The organism is Enterococcus songbeiensis, from assembly GCF_005405265.1.
Lineage (GTDB): Bacteria > Bacillota > Bacilli > Lactobacillales > Enterococcaceae > Enterococcus_C > Enterococcus_C songbeiensis.
Genome location: NZ_BJDS01000023.1, coordinates 1 through 15,395 on the forward strand (window position 1 = coordinate 1; position 15,395 = coordinate 15,395).

Sequence of the window (15,395 nt, forward strand, 5' to 3'; positions counted from 1 at the left end):
CCAAATGCTTTTTGTTATAAAAAAATATTTAGTGTCCTTACTCGATTTGAGTAACAACACTAAATATTATAGAACCGTTTTTTTGTTACAAACGCAAAAAATGGTAAAATAAATTTAAAGAAAACCTAATGTTCTCACTATTGGCGAACATCTAATAATATGATAGATTTAGGGCTATGAATGTAAAGGAGCAAGATAATAGTGATCAACAAATGTCCACAATGTGGTTTTGAACCTGTGGCAGGAAAAATGATTTGCCCCAATTGCGGATTCGAAATCAAAGAAAATATTGCACAAAAAATTGAAGATCAAAACGAACAAAAAGATACACATAAAAATGATAATATTGCCTGGTCGGATTTCAAGAATGTTTCCATTGGTTCGGTAATGGAAACGTTTAATGAACAGCATGACATCGATGAAGACACTGAGACAACAAAATCAATCGAAGCAAAAGACGAACCCATAGAAAATCCAATTTTATCTGCTTATATTCGCCAGCATAAAGGGGAAGAGGGCGAAACTGTCGAAGAACTTGTTGCAAAAGAACAGGCAGAAGCCCAGTCTACAACGGCAGAATCTACCGAATTAATAGAAGAACCTGTTGGAGAGGTTGATGGAGCGGAAGAAAATGTTGTTTCACTTACAGAAACAAAAGAGATAACGTCAGCAGAAACGGGAGAAGCTACAGCAGTTCCTGAAGAAATTGACGAAGGCTTAAAAAATTCAGAACAAGCTTCACAGCCTACTGAGGTTCTTTTAGAAGCTGAAAGCGACTCTGAGCACCTTGAAGAGGTTGATGATGAAGAGGCGGCGACGGATGAACCTATTCGCAACAAGCCTCATAAATCTCGAGGAACTTATTTAATTGCGGCAGCAGCCGTGGCAGTCGTTGGAATCGGTGGTTGGCTTTTTTATGACCATCAAGAAAAAGTTGCCGCAGAAAAAGCTCAAGAACAAAAAGTTACTTCAGCTTTGGAAGATATTCAACAACAGCTGGATCAGTTTTATTTAGATTCCGATCAGCAATTTATCAAAGAAAATAAATCATTAGCTGAACTGGAAACGGTCAAAACGACCTTGGACAAATACGAGAATGAAGAAAAATATGCGGCAATCAATGCTTCCTATGGCAAATTGAAAGAAAAGTTTACAACAATCAATCAAGTGAACCAATTATTTGATCAGCCAATTTTGGTGGGAGATCATCTGGTAGAGACAGCAGTCTACGATTCTTTAGCTGATGTTACTCTTGAAAAGCCTACCGGGACTTCCGCTTTTGATCAACTTGTCACTCAGGCGATTGAAAAAGCAGAGAAACAAGCGGCGGCTTTACAAAAAGCAACAGATGCTGTTGCTTTGGTTTACCAAAAGGATCAAGTGAAAAGCGATGCTTCCCGTAAAAATTATCAAACAGCCAATAACTTGGTGAAAAAACTTCCTGATAGTACTTCAAAAACGGCGATGCTTGAAGCTTTGAGTGCAGTAGATGGTGCCTTATCGAAAAAAGAGACGGCAGCCAAAGAAGCTGCCGCAAAGAAAGCAGCAGAAAAAGAGGCAGCTGCTAAAGAAGCTGCCGCAAATCAAGCGGCAAAAGAACAGGCAGCGCAACAAGCCACATTACCGGCAGAGGCTTCGCCTAATATGCAGCCGAATACGAACAATCAGCCTATTTTAGGGACAGTAGCCAGTGATGTTGCAGATGTGAATAACCCAGCTTGGCAATGGGCGGCCGGAGTGAAAGAGAAAGTTCTTGCGACATGTATTGCACGAGGCTATATTGTTGAAGGAGGCTACACGCTGGAGAAAGTTCGGATTGAAAATGGCGAGGGATATTACAACTTATTCGCCACAAATACTCGTTCTTCCTTAATGAAGGGAGTATCTGATTCAGCATTGCCATTTTATCTAGTGACTATCAACTGTAAAACCGGCTATTTCCGGGGAAATGGTTCAGATAATACGATAAAATAAAAATAAAAAGAATATTATTTATTTTCTGAAAATTACTTGTCTACCTTCCTTATTTCCGCTATGATAATTTCAATCAAATGGAAAGAAGGAGGGTAATTTTCATGCAAAAATTACAAAAAGTGAGCTATGCAAGTTTCAGTGACGGTGTGAGAGCATGTTTACCCACGATGTTAGGTTATTTAGGAATCGGTTTTGCGGCTGGGGTCGTTGAAAAAGGTGTTGGTCTTTCCCTTTTAGAGATTGCGTTGTTATCACTAATTGTTTACGCCGGTAGTGCTCAATTTATTATTTGCGGTTTGTTGGCGATTCAGGCACCGTTGTCCTCAATTGTGGTCACTGTTTTTTTAGTGAATCTTCGGCACCTGTTGATGAGTCTTTCTGTCGCCGGCTATTTTAGAAAAGAAAAAATCTGGACGAATATCGGGCTGGGAACCTTACTGACTGATGAATCCTATGGTGTGCTGACCACCGCTTTGCAAGAAGAACAGCCGGTAACGGCCTCATGGACCAATGGATTGAATGTTGCGGCTTACTTGACGTGGCTGGTTGCCAATCTTTTAGGAGGACTTCTCGGGCATTTCATTCCTGATCCGGCAGCTTTTGGTTTGGATTTTGCATTGACAGCAATGTTTTTAGGTCTCTTTTTGTTTCAAGTAGAATTACCTCTAAAAAAGCGTACCAGACAAACGGTGACGGTTTTAGCCGCCGTGATTTTTTCGTTGGTGCTTTTGATGCGGCTGACTTCTGCTGAAATTGCGGTAATCGGCTCGACACTGATTGGTTGTTTCGTAGGGACGGTGACTGTTGATGATTAGTAGTGGGATTTTGATTATGATTGTTGTTAGTGGGATCGTTACATGGATACCTCGGATTTTACCCTTTGTGTTTTCTCGCAAGCTGGTCTTTCCAGATAAAGTTCAAACTTTTTTAAATTTTTTGCCCTTGTGTATTTTGACTGCCCTTTTTGTTCAAAGCTTGCTGGAATTTCGAGAAGGTCGGTTTCCGGTGATAAAATTAGAGGAAACACTTGCTTGTATTCCCGCTTTAGTGGTAGGTTACTATACGAAGGATCTTATGAAAATCGTCGTGACCGGTATCGTAGCAATTGCGATTATTCGGATCATAATTTAAGGAGAAAAATATGGAAGAATTATTGGCATCCGTCTTTTCAGGGATGATTATTGATGAAAATGAAAAAGATTATTTCGTTCAAAAAAATGGGGTGACTTTCCGCCTATCGAAAAAAGAAGGGGAATTTCAGTTAGGAACAGCGGTGGAAGGTTTTGGCTATCAAAATCAGAAGCAGGAGTTTAGTTTCACAACAGAAATTCCGAAAAGCCGTAAAGGGCATTATGCTTTTGCGACAGTAATCGATACCCGTCGTGACCTTGGTGCATTTGTGGATATCGGCTTACCTGACAAGGATATCCCGGTTTCTCTTGATGAACTGCCAACGATGCGGGAGCTCTGGCCGAAAAAAGGAGATCGTTTGATGGTTTCTTTGCGCGTTGATCACAAGGAACGGATTTGGGCTACCTTGGCAGATGAAAAAATTTTCCGGGCATTAAGCAAGCAGGGAAATGCAGAAATGAAGAATCAAAATAAAGTTGGAACGATTTTCCGATTGAAGTTGGCAGGTTCTTACTTGCTGACGAAAGATTTTTATCTGGGCTTTATTCATCCTTCTGAACGTTTTCAAGAACCACGGTTAGGTGAAGTAGTGCAACCGCGGATCATCGGCGTGCGTCCAGATGGGGTGCTGAATATGTCGCTAAAACCTCGAGCGCATGAAGCAATCAATGATGATGCGGCGATGTTGTTGGCTTATTTGGAACGAACAGCAGGAAAACGGATGCCTTACACAGATAAATCTGATCCAGAAGCGATTAAGCAAATGTTTGGTATCAGCAAAGGGCAATTCAAACGGGCGATGGGTCACTTACTAAAAGCAAAGCTTGTGGAACAAAAAGAAGCGTACACCTATTTGTTGAAAAATTCTAATTGAGAATGACTTGTATTAATCTGGAATTTTATTTATAATAAATATAATCTATCGATAATTATCTAAAACCTAGATTATAATTATTATAAAGTGTTGACGAAAGAGGTTGATGGGCTGATGAACACACTCACTGCTTTGAAAAAAATCAAAAAGCAACTTCATGAATCGGGATTTAAGCTTACGCCGCAACGAGAAGCTACGTTGCAAGTGCTTTTAGAAAATGAGAAGGATCATCTTTCCGCAGAAGAAATTTTCTTTTTTGTTAAACGGAAAAGTCCGGAAATTGGTTTAGCGACTGTTTATCGTACATTAGAAATTCTAACTGAGATCAAGGTAATCGATAAAGTCAGTTTTAATGACGGGGTTGCCCGGTATGATTTAAGAAAAGAAGGTGCCAAACACTTTCATCATCACCTGCTTTGTTTGGAATGCGGCAATATCGAAGAGGTAGAAGAGGATTTACTGGGTGCAGTCGAGGAAGTCGTTGAAAGCAAGTATCATTTTTTGGTAAAAGATCATCGTCTGACCTTTCACGGAATTTGTAAAAATTGCCAAGAAAAAGCGGCATATTCTGAATTGACAGAACAAAAAGAACAATAGAAAAAAAGTCTGGTTTGACATGAGCGGACAGCCTCCTCACAGGAAGCGTCGGTTCACGGAAACGAGGCTTTTCTTTTTGATATTTTTCTGTTCGAACAGAGGGTTATTTGTTATGATGGTAAAGTCGAAAGTTGAGGGTTGATGATGGAAGAGCAAGTAATTGATTATATTCATTATTTAACGATTGAACGAGGCTTATCTTTAAATACAAGAAAGAGCTATGAACGGGATTTGACGCAGTATTTACACTTTTTGGAAAAAGCGCAGGTAACGAATTGGGATCAGATTGATCGATTTCTTATCTTGAGTTTTTTACAGGAATTAAAAACAGCTCAAAAATCTTCGGCGACGATTACTCGAATGGTTTCTAGTTTGCGTCGGTTTCATCAATTTTTACGTCAGGAACGCTATACGGATCATGATCCCATGCAGCACATCGATTCGCCTAAAAAAGTGCAGAAATTACCGGATACATTGAGTTTGCAGGAAGTCGAACTTCTGATCGATACACCGGATACGAAGGATATTTTAGGCATTCGGGATCGAGCGATTCTGGAAGTGTTGTATGCGACTGGATTGCGAGTTAGTGAATTGATCGGCTTAAAGTTAAATGACCTGCATTTAAGTATGGGACTTTTGCAAACTTTAGGAAAAGGGGACAAGGAACGAATCGTGCCTTTAGGGGATTATGCAATTCAATGGGTGCAGCGATATCTGGAGGAAGCTCGCCCTTATTTGACCCGCAAGCATCCGGAAGAAGCACATCTGTTTGTGAATAGTCATGGCACAGGATTATCCCGCCAAGGAATTTGGAAAAATTTGAAAGGGATTGTCCGTGAGGCAGGCATCACTAAAAAAGTGACACCTCATACATTGCGACATAGTTTCGCTACTCATTTGTTGGAAAATGGAGCTGATTTGAGAACGGTACAAGAATTGCTGGGACACGCCGATATTTCCACGACACAGATTTACACCCATATTACGAAAAAACGAATGACTGATGTGTATAAGCAACATTTTCCAAGAGCATAGAAAAAGGTGAGACGGTGCGAGAGATTAAAATAAAATTAGCTGTTTTCGAAGGTCCCCTGGATCTTTTGCTGCATTTGATTCAAAAATTGGAACTGGATATTTACGATATTCCCATCGCTGATGTGACGGAACAATATATGGAATATATTCATACGATGAAAACATTGGAGCTGGAGGTTGCGGGAGAATATTTGGTGATGGCCGCAAGTTTGATGGCAATCAAATCTCAGATGCTTTTGCCGAAACAGGAATTGGAACCAATCGATGATGCCTATGAAGAAGATCCGCGGGAAGCATTGGTGGCTCAGCTGTTGGAATATCGCAAGTACAAATATGCTGCAGAACAATTGTCGGAGAAGGCAGAAGAACGCAGTCAGTATTATACAAAAGAACCCATGGATATAGAAGATTACCGGGAAACGACCGAAGAATTACCGGAACATCAATTAAACACGATTGATCTTTTTTTAGCCTTTCATCAAATGTTGGAAAAACGTAAGAAAAGAAAGGTTTTGGAGACAACGATTTCTGCTGATGAAAACACAATTGAAGAAAAGATAAAGGAACTTCAGGAAAAAATGCGTCAATTTACCGGGAAACGTGGACGGTCCTTTGAATCCTTTTTTGTCAGTTACAGCAAATCAGAGATTGTTGCCACGTTTTTGGCTTTGTTAGAGTTAATGAAAAAAGGTCAAATACGGGCAGAACAGGAAAAAAATTACGGAGAAATCATGCTTTATGCAACAGGAGAAGAGTATAATGAAATTGAGTGAATTGGAAGCGATGCTGTTTGTCGTGGGGGATGAAGGCATCGGATTGGAAGAATTGAGCTACTTGCTGGAAACCCAGACTGCTACGGTGTATCAAGCGTTGCAGACGTTGCAGCAAAAATATCAGGATGACGAATCTTCTGCTCTGCATATCTTAGAAGTAGGAAATCATTTTGTTCTAACGACAAAAAAGCAATTTGCTCCCTTGTTAAAAAAATATGCACACTCGCCAATCGCCCATACTTTATCTCAGGCCGCCTTAGAAACATTATCGATTATTGCTTATAAACAACCGATTACTCGGGTGGAAGTCGATGAGATTCGTGGTGTGCAGTCCGCCGGTTCAGTCCAAAAATTGGTGGCGCGGCAATTGATCGGTGAAAAAGGTCGAGTAGATGGACCGGGACGAGCCATTCTTTATGGGACAACAGACTATTTCATGGATTATTTTGGCTTGAAATCATTGGAAGAGTTGCCAGATATCCAAGCGATGGAAGAAGAATTAGAAGAACTGCCGACAGACTTGTTTTTTGATCGCTTTACAAAAGAACAAACAGAACCCACAGCAGACGATTCGCAACCATAATTTCTGAAAGAAAAGTTGCTGCTAGAAAAAGAAAATCCAAAGTATCCGTTCCACTTAAAAAGAAAAAAGCAAGTGGAATGATATACGTAGTGAAAATCGGAAGAAATTTTGTAAAAAATTTCAACAAAAGAATGAACGAGGATGTCAGTTCCACTTAAAAGGAAAGAATCTAGTGGAATGATATACGTAGCGAAAATTGGAAGAAATTTCGCAAAAAATTTCAACAAAAGAATGAACGAGGATGTCAGTTCCACTTAAAAGGAAAGAATCTAGTGGAATGATATACGTAGTGAAAATTGGAAGAAATTTTGTAAAAAATTTCAACAAAAGAATGAACGAGGATGTCAGTTCCACTTAAAAAGAAAGAATCTAGTGGAATGATATACGTAGTGAAAATCGGAAGAAATTTCGCAAAAAATTTCAACAAAAGAATGAACGAGGATGTCAGTTCCACTTAAAAGGAAAGAATCTAGTGGAATGATATACGTAGTGAAAATCGGAAGAAATTTTGTAAAAAATTTCAACAAAAGAATGAACGAGGAGAAAATAAATGGAACGTTTACAAAAAGTGATTGCACATGCGGGAATCGCTTCCCGAAGAAAAGCCGAGCAACTGATTATTGATGGTCGGGTAAAAATCAATGGTGAAGTAGTAACGGAACTAGGCATCAAAGTTCAAAAGCAAGACCGTGTTGAGGTAGATGATATTCCTATCTATCAAGAAGAACCTGTTTATTTTCTCTTTTATAAACCAAGAGGTGTGATTTCTGCGGTTTCTGATGACAAAGGGCGCAAGGTAGTGGTTGACTATCTGTCAGGGGTGACAGAGCGAATTTACCCTGTGGGACGATTGGATTATGATACCTCTGGTTTGCTTTTACTGACGAATGATGGGGAGTTTTCACAAAAATTAACTCACCCCAAACACCAAGTTGATAAAGTATACGTGGCAAAAGTCAAAGGAATCGCTGATAAAAGACGGTTAGCACCATTAGCACGGGGAATCAAAGTTGAAGGTAAGAAAACTGCGCCGGCTCGTTTTACCATTCTGTCAACTGATACAAAAGCAGAGACAAGTATTGTTGAACTGACCATCCATGAAGGCCGTAACCATCAAGTGAAAAACATGCTGATGGCAGTAGGATATCCTGTGCAAAAACTAAAACGGGAAAAATATGGCGAGTTGACATTAGGAAAATTACGTCCGGGAGAATACCGGGAGTTGAATAAGAAAGAAGTTTCCAGTTTATTGAATACAGCAAAAGAAATCTAGCCAAAAGAAGCACAACAACTTATTTGTCTTTTTGTTAGATTCGTGTATAATAGGGACTGTAAAAAAAATATTAAGGTTCGTCTTCAGGGGCAGGGTGTAATTCCCGACCGGTGGTTATAGTCCACGACCCACTTCATTGAAGTGGCTGAATCGGTGAAATTCCGATACCGACAGTAAAGTCTGGATAAAGAAGATAGGGCTTATTTGAATTGGCACTATACCTTCAAATAACTCTAACTCTATTTTTCCCTGAGAAAAATAGAGTTTTTTTGTTTGCATCGTATGGCGACGATTTGAAAAGGTTCGATTGAAGATGAGTCCTTGAACTAGGAGGATTTCAATGAAGAACAGTAAGGTACAAAAAATGGTGGCAGTCGCACTTTTTGCGGCGATGGGATTGATTTTGCAATACGTGGCGTTTCCAGTATTGCCGGCGTTCAATTTTTTAAAAATTGATTTTAGTGATATTCCGGTAATGTTGAGTATGTTTTTATTTGGACCAGTTGCCGGTATTATGACGGCGTTTCTCCGTTCAACATTGCATTTGTTGACGACAGGGCTGGAACCAAGCAATATGGTAGGAGACATCGCAAGTTTCCTAGCCTCCAGTATTTTTACGCTACCGATGTATTATTTCTTTAGAGGTCATGAAACAAAAAGAAATAAAACCTTTGGAATCGTAACGGGAATTTTGGCATTGACGATTTTTATGAGTCTTGCAAATTATTTCGTCATCACCCCATTGTATCTCACATTTTTCGGTGTAAGTGCCGATCAATTCTTAGGAATGTCACTGGCTCGCTATGTAGCGATCGGTATCGTTCCCTTCAATTTGATCAAAGGAGCGATCGTCAGTGCGGTGTTCTTAGTCCTTCATGCCAAACTGCTTCCTTGGTTGAGTCGTAAGCAAAAACAAACACAAATGAACCATTTTTAAGAAGATAGAATCAGGAGAGATCGAGTGCAAAGATAGCATTCGATCTTTTTTTTAATAAAATAGCAAAATATTGTTATTTTTGAGTGAAAAAAAATACATAATTAAGTGTAATGACAGGTGCAATTGAGCTAGATTGGACAGTTTATGCGGATTGGTGTATAAAAATTGAATTAACATTGCATAAAGCCAAATCCTTCACGTTTTAAAGGACGAGATTTTCATTTTATTTCTTTTTTGAAAGCGTTACAATTTTGATGGAAGCAGAGATTTAATAAAAATTTAAAAAGTCTCGCTTGAAAATTTTGAAGCATACGGTTACTCAGACGAAATATACATAATCTTGGGAAAAAGACGTTTTTAATTGATTCTTAATCCAAGTATGCAGATCGTTTGCGATTTGATAAAATAACGATGTCGGTGTAATTTGTATGTTAAAAAAATACAGAGAGGAAGAAAGAGATGGAAAATGTAAAAAAGAAAAAGTTTCAAATGCCTTCCGCGTACACGGTCTTATTCCTTATCATTGCAGTTATCGCGGTCTTTACCTGGTTCATTCCTGCGGGACATTACAGCGTTGATGATGCAGGAAATATCATTGCTGGTTCTTATGAACAGGTAAAATCAAACCCACAGGGAATCTATGATGTATTGATGGCACCAGTCAATGGGATGTTAGGAGTAGATGCAGGAGAATTTACGAAATCAACACCCGCTGCAGTCCAAGTGTCCTTCTTTATTTTAATCGTTGGTGGATTTTTGGGAATCATCAACAAAACCGGCGCTTTAGATGCGGGGATCGCCACGGTCGTGAAAAGATTTAAAGGCAAAGAAAAAATGCTGATTCCAGTATTAATGTTCTTGTTTGCTTTAGGGGGATCAACCTACGGAATGGCGGAAGAAACGATTCCATTTTATGCGTTGTTGATTCCGGTGATGATGGCAATTGGTCTAGATACAGTGGTTGCCGTAGCAATTGTTTTGGTCGGTTCACAGGTGGGCTGTCTTGCTTCTACTGTTAACCCCTTTGCAACTGGTGTAGCATCGGATGCAGTTGGTATTTCGATGGGGGAAGGAATCGGTTTGCGATTCGTTATGTTCATCGTTTTAGTCACGATTTCAATCATTTACGTGTATCGTTATGCCTCGAAGATCGAAAAAGATCCGACCAAATCGCTGGTTTATAAAAACCGCGAAAAAGACAACAAACATTTTGATATTGAAGCGATTGCCAATCAAGAAACGATGTCCAAAAAACAAAGACACGTTATGATTTTGTTCTTTGCTACCTTTATCATTATGATCATTAGTTTGATTCCTTGGACGATGCTGAATGAAAACTTCACCTTGTTTGAAAATATCACAGCATGGTTGACTGGTCTGCCAGTTATTGGAACAGTTTTAGGACAAGACATGTTGCCGTTTGGTGACTGGTACTTCCCAGAAATCACCATGTTGTTCCTATTGATGGCAATTCTGGTTGCTTTCATTTATGGCATGAAGGAATCCACTTTTATTTCAGAATTTATGGCAGGCGCTGCTGACCTTTTAGGCGTTGCAATCGTGGTTGCCGTTGCGCGGGGAATCCAAGTTATCATGAATCAAGGACTGATTACAGATACGATTCTTCATTGGGGGGAACAAGGACTAAGCGGATTGAATTCTGGTGTCTTCATCGTATTGACATTTATTTTCTATATTCCAATGTCCTTCTTGATTCCATCGACTTCTGGTCTGGCATCAGCAACGATGGGAATCATGGGACCAATGGGAGAATTTGCCGGTGTCGGTAAAGACTTAGTCATCACTGCGTATCAATCTGCTTCAGGTCTGGTGAATCTGATTACACCAACTTCAGCGATCGTTATGGGGGCGTTAGCCATTGCTCGTTTTGATATTGGTGTCTGGTTCAAATTCATGGGTAAATTGATTGGAATCTTATTTGTTGCTATTTGTGCAATCTTGGCAATTGCCGCAATGCTGTAAGATTTTCACTGGACAAAAATATTGAAGAAGTCTAACATGAATGACAGATAATCTGATAGGATCACCTAGCAATAGGAAATGGATTAGAGGGATTTCGATTATCTGATCGAAATCCCTTTTTAAATTTTATAGGAGGTAGGAAGATGAAACAATTTGTTACAGAAGAACATCAAAAAGCTGCAGTCCATGCATTGGAAGAATTGATTCAAGTGCCATCCGTTTTAGATGAATCTGATACTGGAAAAGGGCATCCTTTTGGCAAAAAAGTAGTGGCGGCTTTAGACAAGGTCGTTGAAATCTGCGATCAAATTGGCTTTAAAACATTTAGAGATCCAGATGGGTATTATGCCTATGCGGAAGTCGGTGAAGGCAAAGAACTTTTTGGCATTTTATGTCACATGGATGTCGTACCAGCTGCTGACCAAAAAGGCTGGGAAACAGATCCTTTCAAACCAGAAATCAAAGATGGAAAAATCATCGGGCGGGGTTCACAAGATGATAAAGGACCGTCAATGGCTGCGTTGTTTGCGGTAAAAGCTTTGATGGATGCCGGTGTAACTTTTAATCAACGAATTCGTTTTATTTTTGGCTCGGACGAAGAAAACTTGTGGCGTTGTATTGAAAAGTACAATGAAAAAGAAGAAGGCATCACACAAGGTTTTGCTCCTGATGCAGAATTCCCATTGATTTATGCAGAAAAAGGCTTACTGCAAGCTTATCTGACTGGTCCGGGAACAAATGAAGTCTTTGTGAAAGCACCGGGAGCACTGAACGTTGTACCGGATTCGGCTCCTTATAGCGGGAAACATTTAGCAGAGGTCAAAAAACAATTAGAAGCATTTGGCTTTGATTTTGAAGAAACCGCAGATGGACTTGCGGTTCTTGGAAAAAGTATCCATGCAAAAGATGCACCGCAAGGCACCAATGCGATCTCGCGTTTGTCTATGGCATTAGCAAACATTGTAGATTTTGGTCCATTGAATTTCTTAGGTAAATTAGTGAAGGAAAATGCGACAGGAGAAAATGTTGTCGGGAAAACGGTGGATGAACAATCTGGTGAGCTGACAATGAATATTGCAAGTTTAGAAATCACTCCTGAACACACAAAAATTGGAATCGATATGCGAATTCCGGTGACCTTTGAAAAAGAAGATTTAGTGGCAAAACTTTCAGAAAAAGTGAAAGAGTACGGACTAACTTATGAAGAATTCGACTTTTTGGATTCCTTATATGTGCCGATTGAAAGTGAATTAATTCAAACATTACTTGGGACATATCGAGAAATTACTGGAGACACAAGCGAACCGATGATTTCCGGTGGCGCAACCTTTGCTCGAACGATGAACAATTGTGTCGCTTTTGGCGCGATGTTTGCAGATACGCCAGACTTCATGCACCAAGCCAATGAACAATGGGAATTGGCAAGCATGTACAAAGTAATGACGATTTATGCAGAAGCCATTTATCGATTGTGTGGAAAATAAAAAAAGACTCAAAGACGGAAGTTTTCGTCTTTGAGCTTTTTTTTGTTATCTATTTTAATGAAGTTCCTTGTAAATCTACTGGAGTTCTTCCAGTAAGATTGCACGAACAGGACATTTTTGATAAGCTTTGGTCACAGCCACGGCTTCAGCTGGTTGAACGAATTGTTGCCGAGCTTCGGGTTCTTGTTTGAATAAAACAATCCCTTCTTCATCGTAGTCAAAAATATCTGGTGCGTAAACGGCACATAAACCGCAGGCAATACATCGTTCGGGAACGATTTTACATAGACGAGCCACTGTGGGTCACTCACTTTCTGGAGGAAGCATTCATTGAATACTTTTATTTTAGCTTTGTTTGCGGAACATGGCAAGTTAAAGCCAAGTTCTCTTTTTCATTTATTAAACGGCAAACGAACCACATCTATCTTATCTTTCGGCTTTTTTCATGATCTGCTTGCACTGAACGGTGTGTTGCCGAATTATTCACAGAAAGCCTATGAAAAAACATTAGCCGATTTGCTGCAAGAGCAATTATTAGAAGAAACGCTGGACGGGCAACTCCAGCTGACGCAAAAAGGCAGACAAAACGTGCCGATGCAAGCAACGATTTTGTCGCAGGTCGATTATTTTTCCTACGGTCGAAACACGGAAAAAATGTGGCGTTTTGTGCAGTTCGTTCTCCAAGTGACTTCCTATCTAGGAAAAACGAATCGGTACTTGCCTTTGGAAACATCTCCTGAATATACAGAGCGGGTGCGACAACTGGTCCGTAGGTCAGAGAATCAGTTGCCTAATCAAATCTACAAGGAATTGACGCAAATTTTTTCTAGGATGCCAAAAGAAGAAGCCAATTATTTGGCACAGACTTTTTCAGGGTATCATTTTGTCGGGCAAGCCTCCTATCAATTAGTTCCCCAAAATTTTCAAGAAATACCATGGGCACAGTTGTTCCATGATAGCCGGGTTCATCATTTTTTTCACGAATTAGCGGGACATCCCGACTTTATACTCTATCATTTTTTGCAACCTTATTATTTTGAAAATGAAAATCAAAGTATGGGAAAAACCCGGCAATTATTTTTAAAGGGCTATTCAAGAGAGCAGATTATGAAAATACGTCACATAAAAAGCGGAACCATCAACGATCACTTGATTGAATGGGCATTGCGAACCCCAGATTTTCCCTTTGAACGGTTCATCTCGAGTCAAGCACGAGAAAAGTTGCAACAGCTTTCTGGGGAGTATCAGCAATGGGATTACCGAGAAATTACAGCAGCACTGGAAATTTCTTTTGAAGAATTTCGGTTGTACCAAATTATGCGGAAAATGGAGGAAGGTCATGCTTGAAGATTCGTTGAAAAGCTATTTTGGGTATGATACCTTTCGTCAAGGACAAAAGGAGACCATCACTGCGATTTTATCGGGGCAAGATACTTTGGCGGTTCTCCCGACTGGAACGGGAAAAAGTTTGTGTTATCAGCTTTCGGGTTATCTGATAGAAGGCTTGGTGGTGATTGTTTCCCCGTTGATTTCTTTAATGGAAGATCAGGTCAGCTCCTTGCACCAAACCCAAGAAAAACGGGTGATTGCACTGAATAGTCTGTTATCAAAAAATGAAAAAAAGTTTGTACTGACACGACTGAATCGCTACAAATTTTTATTTGCCAGTCCGGAAATGTTGTTGCAGCCGGAAGTTATTCGCGCTTTGCAGCAATGTACGATTGGTTTGTTGGTTATTGATGAAGCCCATTGTGTTTCTCAATGGGGAATCGATTTTCGCCCGGAATACCGGGAACTGCAACAGGTAAAAGACTATTTAGGAAATCCCGTTACCTTAGCACTGACAGCAACGGCTCCCAAGCAGGTTCGAGAAGATATTGCCACGACATTGCTTACCGAGAAGCATCAGGAGATTCTTTATTCTGTGGATCGCCCAAACATTGCCTTGTTTGTAGAAAAAACGACAGATAAACTGGCTTCATTAAAAACTATCCTTACACATTTTTCGGGATCAGGTATTATTTATTGCGCCACGAGGAAAAACGTGGAACAGTTGTATGAGCAATTGAAGGATCAGTGGAATGTCGGGTATTACCACGGGGGACTGGCTGCCAGTCAACGAAAATTATTGCAGCAACAATTTTCTACAGGGAAACTCCAACTTTTGATTGCAACCAATGCGTTTGGCATGGGAATCAATAAAGCGGACATCCGGTTTGTGATCCATTATGATTTGGCTGATAGTTTGGAAAATTATAGTCAAGAGATCGGGCGGGCGGGAAGAGACGGTCGCCCCAGCTATGCTCTGCTGCTTTACCAAGACGGCGATGAAAAGATCCATGAATTTTTTCAACATGCCTCACAGCAAGAGCGAATCGGATTGGAGCAGTTGTTTAATCATCAGGTGACTGAACAGACACCTCTGCAAGAAAAATGGCAAAAGCAAGCCGACCATTTTGGAAAATCTGCTGTTTTACAACTTTTGTATCAAAATGAACAGGCTAAAAAACAACGATTGCAAAAAATGCTTGCTTATATTGATGAGACGACGTGCCGCCGTCGCTGTCTGCTGGAAAATTTTGAAGAACGATTGACGAAAAAAGTCGCGAACTGCTGTGATCTCCATGCCGCTCAGCTTCCGCAAAAAGAACTACTACCTGAAAAAAAGACGAACCTACCGGATTGGCAAGAGATTTTACTAAAAATGTTTAAAGAAACAGATTGATTGCTTTTTTTCAAGACAGTCGTCAA

At 40.0% G+C, this 15,395-nt stretch carries 15 protein-coding genes and 1 riboswitch; of the genes, 14 read left to right on the forward strand and 1 reads right to left on the reverse strand.

Translation table 11 applies throughout. The features are described from left to right. The first annotated feature begins 201 nt into the window (after nt 1-201). The 12 genes from FFM66_RS09980 (at nt 202) to FFM66_RS10035 (ending at nt 12,644) form a co-directional block, all read left to right on the forward strand. Nucleotides 202-1,974, forward strand: a complete 1,773-nt coding sequence (locus FFM66_RS09980; protein WP_137605826.1) for a cell division site-positioning protein MapZ family protein — start codon at nt 202-204, stop codon at nt 1,972-1,974. Nucleotides 1,975-2,075: 101 nt separating this feature from the next. Further along, nucleotides 2,076-2,789, forward strand: a complete 714-nt coding sequence (locus FFM66_RS09985) for an AzlC family ABC transporter permease (RefSeq protein ID WP_137605827.1) — start codon at nt 2,076-2,078, stop codon at nt 2,787-2,789. Next, nucleotides 2,782-3,105: an AzlD domain-containing protein gene (locus FFM66_RS09990; protein ID WP_048603143.1), complete on the forward strand. Its 324-nt coding sequence runs from the start codon at nt 2,782-2,784 to the stop codon at nt 3,103-3,105. Before FFM66_RS09985 ends, FFM66_RS09990 begins: the two co-directional genes overlap by 8 nt. A gap of 10 nt (nt 3,106-3,115) precedes the next feature. Beyond that, the gene (locus FFM66_RS09995) at nt 3,116-3,979 is read left to right on the forward strand and encodes a CvfB family protein (RefSeq protein ID WP_137605828.1); all 864 of its coding nucleotides are present in this window, start codon (nt 3,116-3,118) and stop codon (nt 3,977-3,979) included. A gap of 114 nt (nt 3,980-4,093) precedes the next feature. After that, complete coding sequence (fur, locus tag FFM66_RS10000) at nt 4,094-4,576, forward strand: ferric iron uptake transcriptional regulator (protein ID WP_048603141.1); 483 nt, start codon at nt 4,094-4,096, stop codon at nt 4,574-4,576. A gap of 144 nt (nt 4,577-4,720) precedes the next feature. Then, complete coding sequence (gene xerD, locus FFM66_RS10005) at nt 4,721-5,611, forward strand: site-specific tyrosine recombinase XerD (RefSeq protein WP_048603140.1); 891 nt, start codon at nt 4,721-4,723, stop codon at nt 5,609-5,611. A gap of 14 nt (nt 5,612-5,625) precedes the next feature. Further along, nucleotides 5,626-6,384, forward strand: a complete 759-nt coding sequence (locus tag FFM66_RS10010; RefSeq protein ID WP_137605829.1) for a segregation/condensation protein A — start codon at nt 5,626-5,628, stop codon at nt 6,382-6,384. Next, entirely contained in the window at nt 6,368-6,967 is a 600-nt protein-coding gene (scpB, locus tag FFM66_RS10015; protein ID WP_137605847.1) for an SMC-Scp complex subunit ScpB, read from the forward strand. Before FFM66_RS10010 ends, scpB begins: the two co-directional genes overlap by 17 nt. A gap of 550 nt (nt 6,968-7,517) precedes the next feature. Next, nucleotides 7,518-8,240, forward strand: a complete 723-nt coding sequence (locus FFM66_RS10020; protein ID WP_048603137.1) for a pseudouridine synthase — start codon at nt 7,518-7,520, stop codon at nt 8,238-8,240. Between the two features lie 75 nt (nt 8,241-8,315). After that, a riboswitch (FMN riboswitch) is annotated at nt 8,316-8,439 on the forward strand. A gap of 141 nt (nt 8,440-8,580) precedes the next feature. Then, nucleotides 8,581-9,177: an ECF transporter S component gene (locus FFM66_RS10025; RefSeq protein WP_137605830.1), complete on the forward strand. Its 597-nt coding sequence runs from the start codon at nt 8,581-8,583 to the stop codon at nt 9,175-9,177. 459 nt (nt 9,178-9,636) lie between these two features. Then, on the forward strand, nt 9,637-11,160 hold the full coding sequence (locus FFM66_RS10030) for a YfcC family protein (RefSeq protein WP_048603135.1): 1,524 nt from the start codon (nt 9,637-9,639) through the stop codon (nt 11,158-11,160). Between the two features lie 143 nt (nt 11,161-11,303). Next, nucleotides 11,304-12,644 carry a M20 family metallopeptidase gene (locus tag FFM66_RS10035; RefSeq protein WP_048603134.1) on the forward strand — a complete coding sequence of 447 codons (1,341 nt, stop codon included), beginning with the start codon at nt 11,304-11,306 and terminating at the stop codon, nt 12,642-12,644. A 75-nt stretch (nt 12,645-12,719) separates the two neighbouring features. Here the strand turns inward: FFM66_RS10035 and FFM66_RS10040 are convergent, their stop codons facing one another. Beyond that, nucleotides 12,720-12,941 (reverse strand): ferredoxin, encoded by a 222-nt coding sequence (locus FFM66_RS10040; RefSeq protein ID WP_137605831.1) that lies wholly within the window; start codon nt 12,939-12,941, stop codon nt 12,720-12,722. 33 nt (nt 12,942-12,974) lie between these two features. Here FFM66_RS10040 and FFM66_RS10045 point away from each other — a divergent pair, with 33 nt between their 5' ends. Then, on the forward strand, nt 12,975-13,991 hold the full coding sequence (locus FFM66_RS10045; protein WP_137605832.1) for a helix-turn-helix domain-containing protein: 1,017 nt from the start codon (nt 12,975-12,977) through the stop codon (nt 13,989-13,991). Next, complete coding sequence (locus FFM66_RS10050) at nt 13,984-15,369, forward strand: RecQ family ATP-dependent DNA helicase (RefSeq protein WP_137605833.1); 1,386 nt, start codon at nt 13,984-13,986, stop codon at nt 15,367-15,369. The genes FFM66_RS10045 and FFM66_RS10050 overlap by 8 nt, the downstream gene beginning before the upstream one ends. The last annotated feature ends 26 nt before the right edge of the window (nt 15,370-15,395 follow it).

What these genes read in the sequence shown, in the direction of transcription:
- FFM66_RS09985 (WP_137605827.1), top strand. Translation starts at nt 2,076, where the DNA reads ATGCAAAAATTACAAAAAGTGAGCTATGCAAGTTTCAGTGACGGTGTG.
- FFM66_RS09990 (WP_048603143.1), top strand. Translation starts at nt 2,782, where the DNA reads ATGATTAGTAGTGGGATTTTGATTATGATTGTTGTTAGTGGGATCGTT.
- FFM66_RS09995 (WP_137605828.1), top strand. Translation starts at nt 3,116, where the DNA reads ATGGAAGAATTATTGGCATCCGTCTTTTCAGGGATGATTATTGATGAA.
- fur (WP_048603141.1), top strand. Translation starts at nt 4,094, where the DNA reads ATGAACACACTCACTGCTTTGAAAAAAATCAAAAAGCAACTTCATGAA.
- xerD (WP_048603140.1), top strand. Translation starts at nt 4,721, where the DNA reads ATGGAAGAGCAAGTAATTGATTATATTCATTATTTAACGATTGAACGA.
- FFM66_RS10020 (WP_048603137.1), top strand. Translation starts at nt 7,518, where the DNA reads ATGGAACGTTTACAAAAAGTGATTGCACATGCGGGAATCGCTTCCCGA.
- FFM66_RS10025 (WP_137605830.1), top strand. Translation starts at nt 8,581, where the DNA reads ATGAAGAACAGTAAGGTACAAAAAATGGTGGCAGTCGCACTTTTTGCG.
- FFM66_RS10030 (WP_048603135.1), top strand. Translation starts at nt 9,637, where the DNA reads ATGGAAAATGTAAAAAAGAAAAAGTTTCAAATGCCTTCCGCGTACACG.
- FFM66_RS10035 (WP_048603134.1), top strand. Translation starts at nt 11,304, where the DNA reads ATGAAACAATTTGTTACAGAAGAACATCAAAAAGCTGCAGTCCATGCA.
- FFM66_RS10050 (WP_137605833.1), top strand. Translation starts at nt 13,984, where the DNA reads ATGCTTGAAGATTCGTTGAAAAGCTATTTTGGGTATGATACCTTTCGT.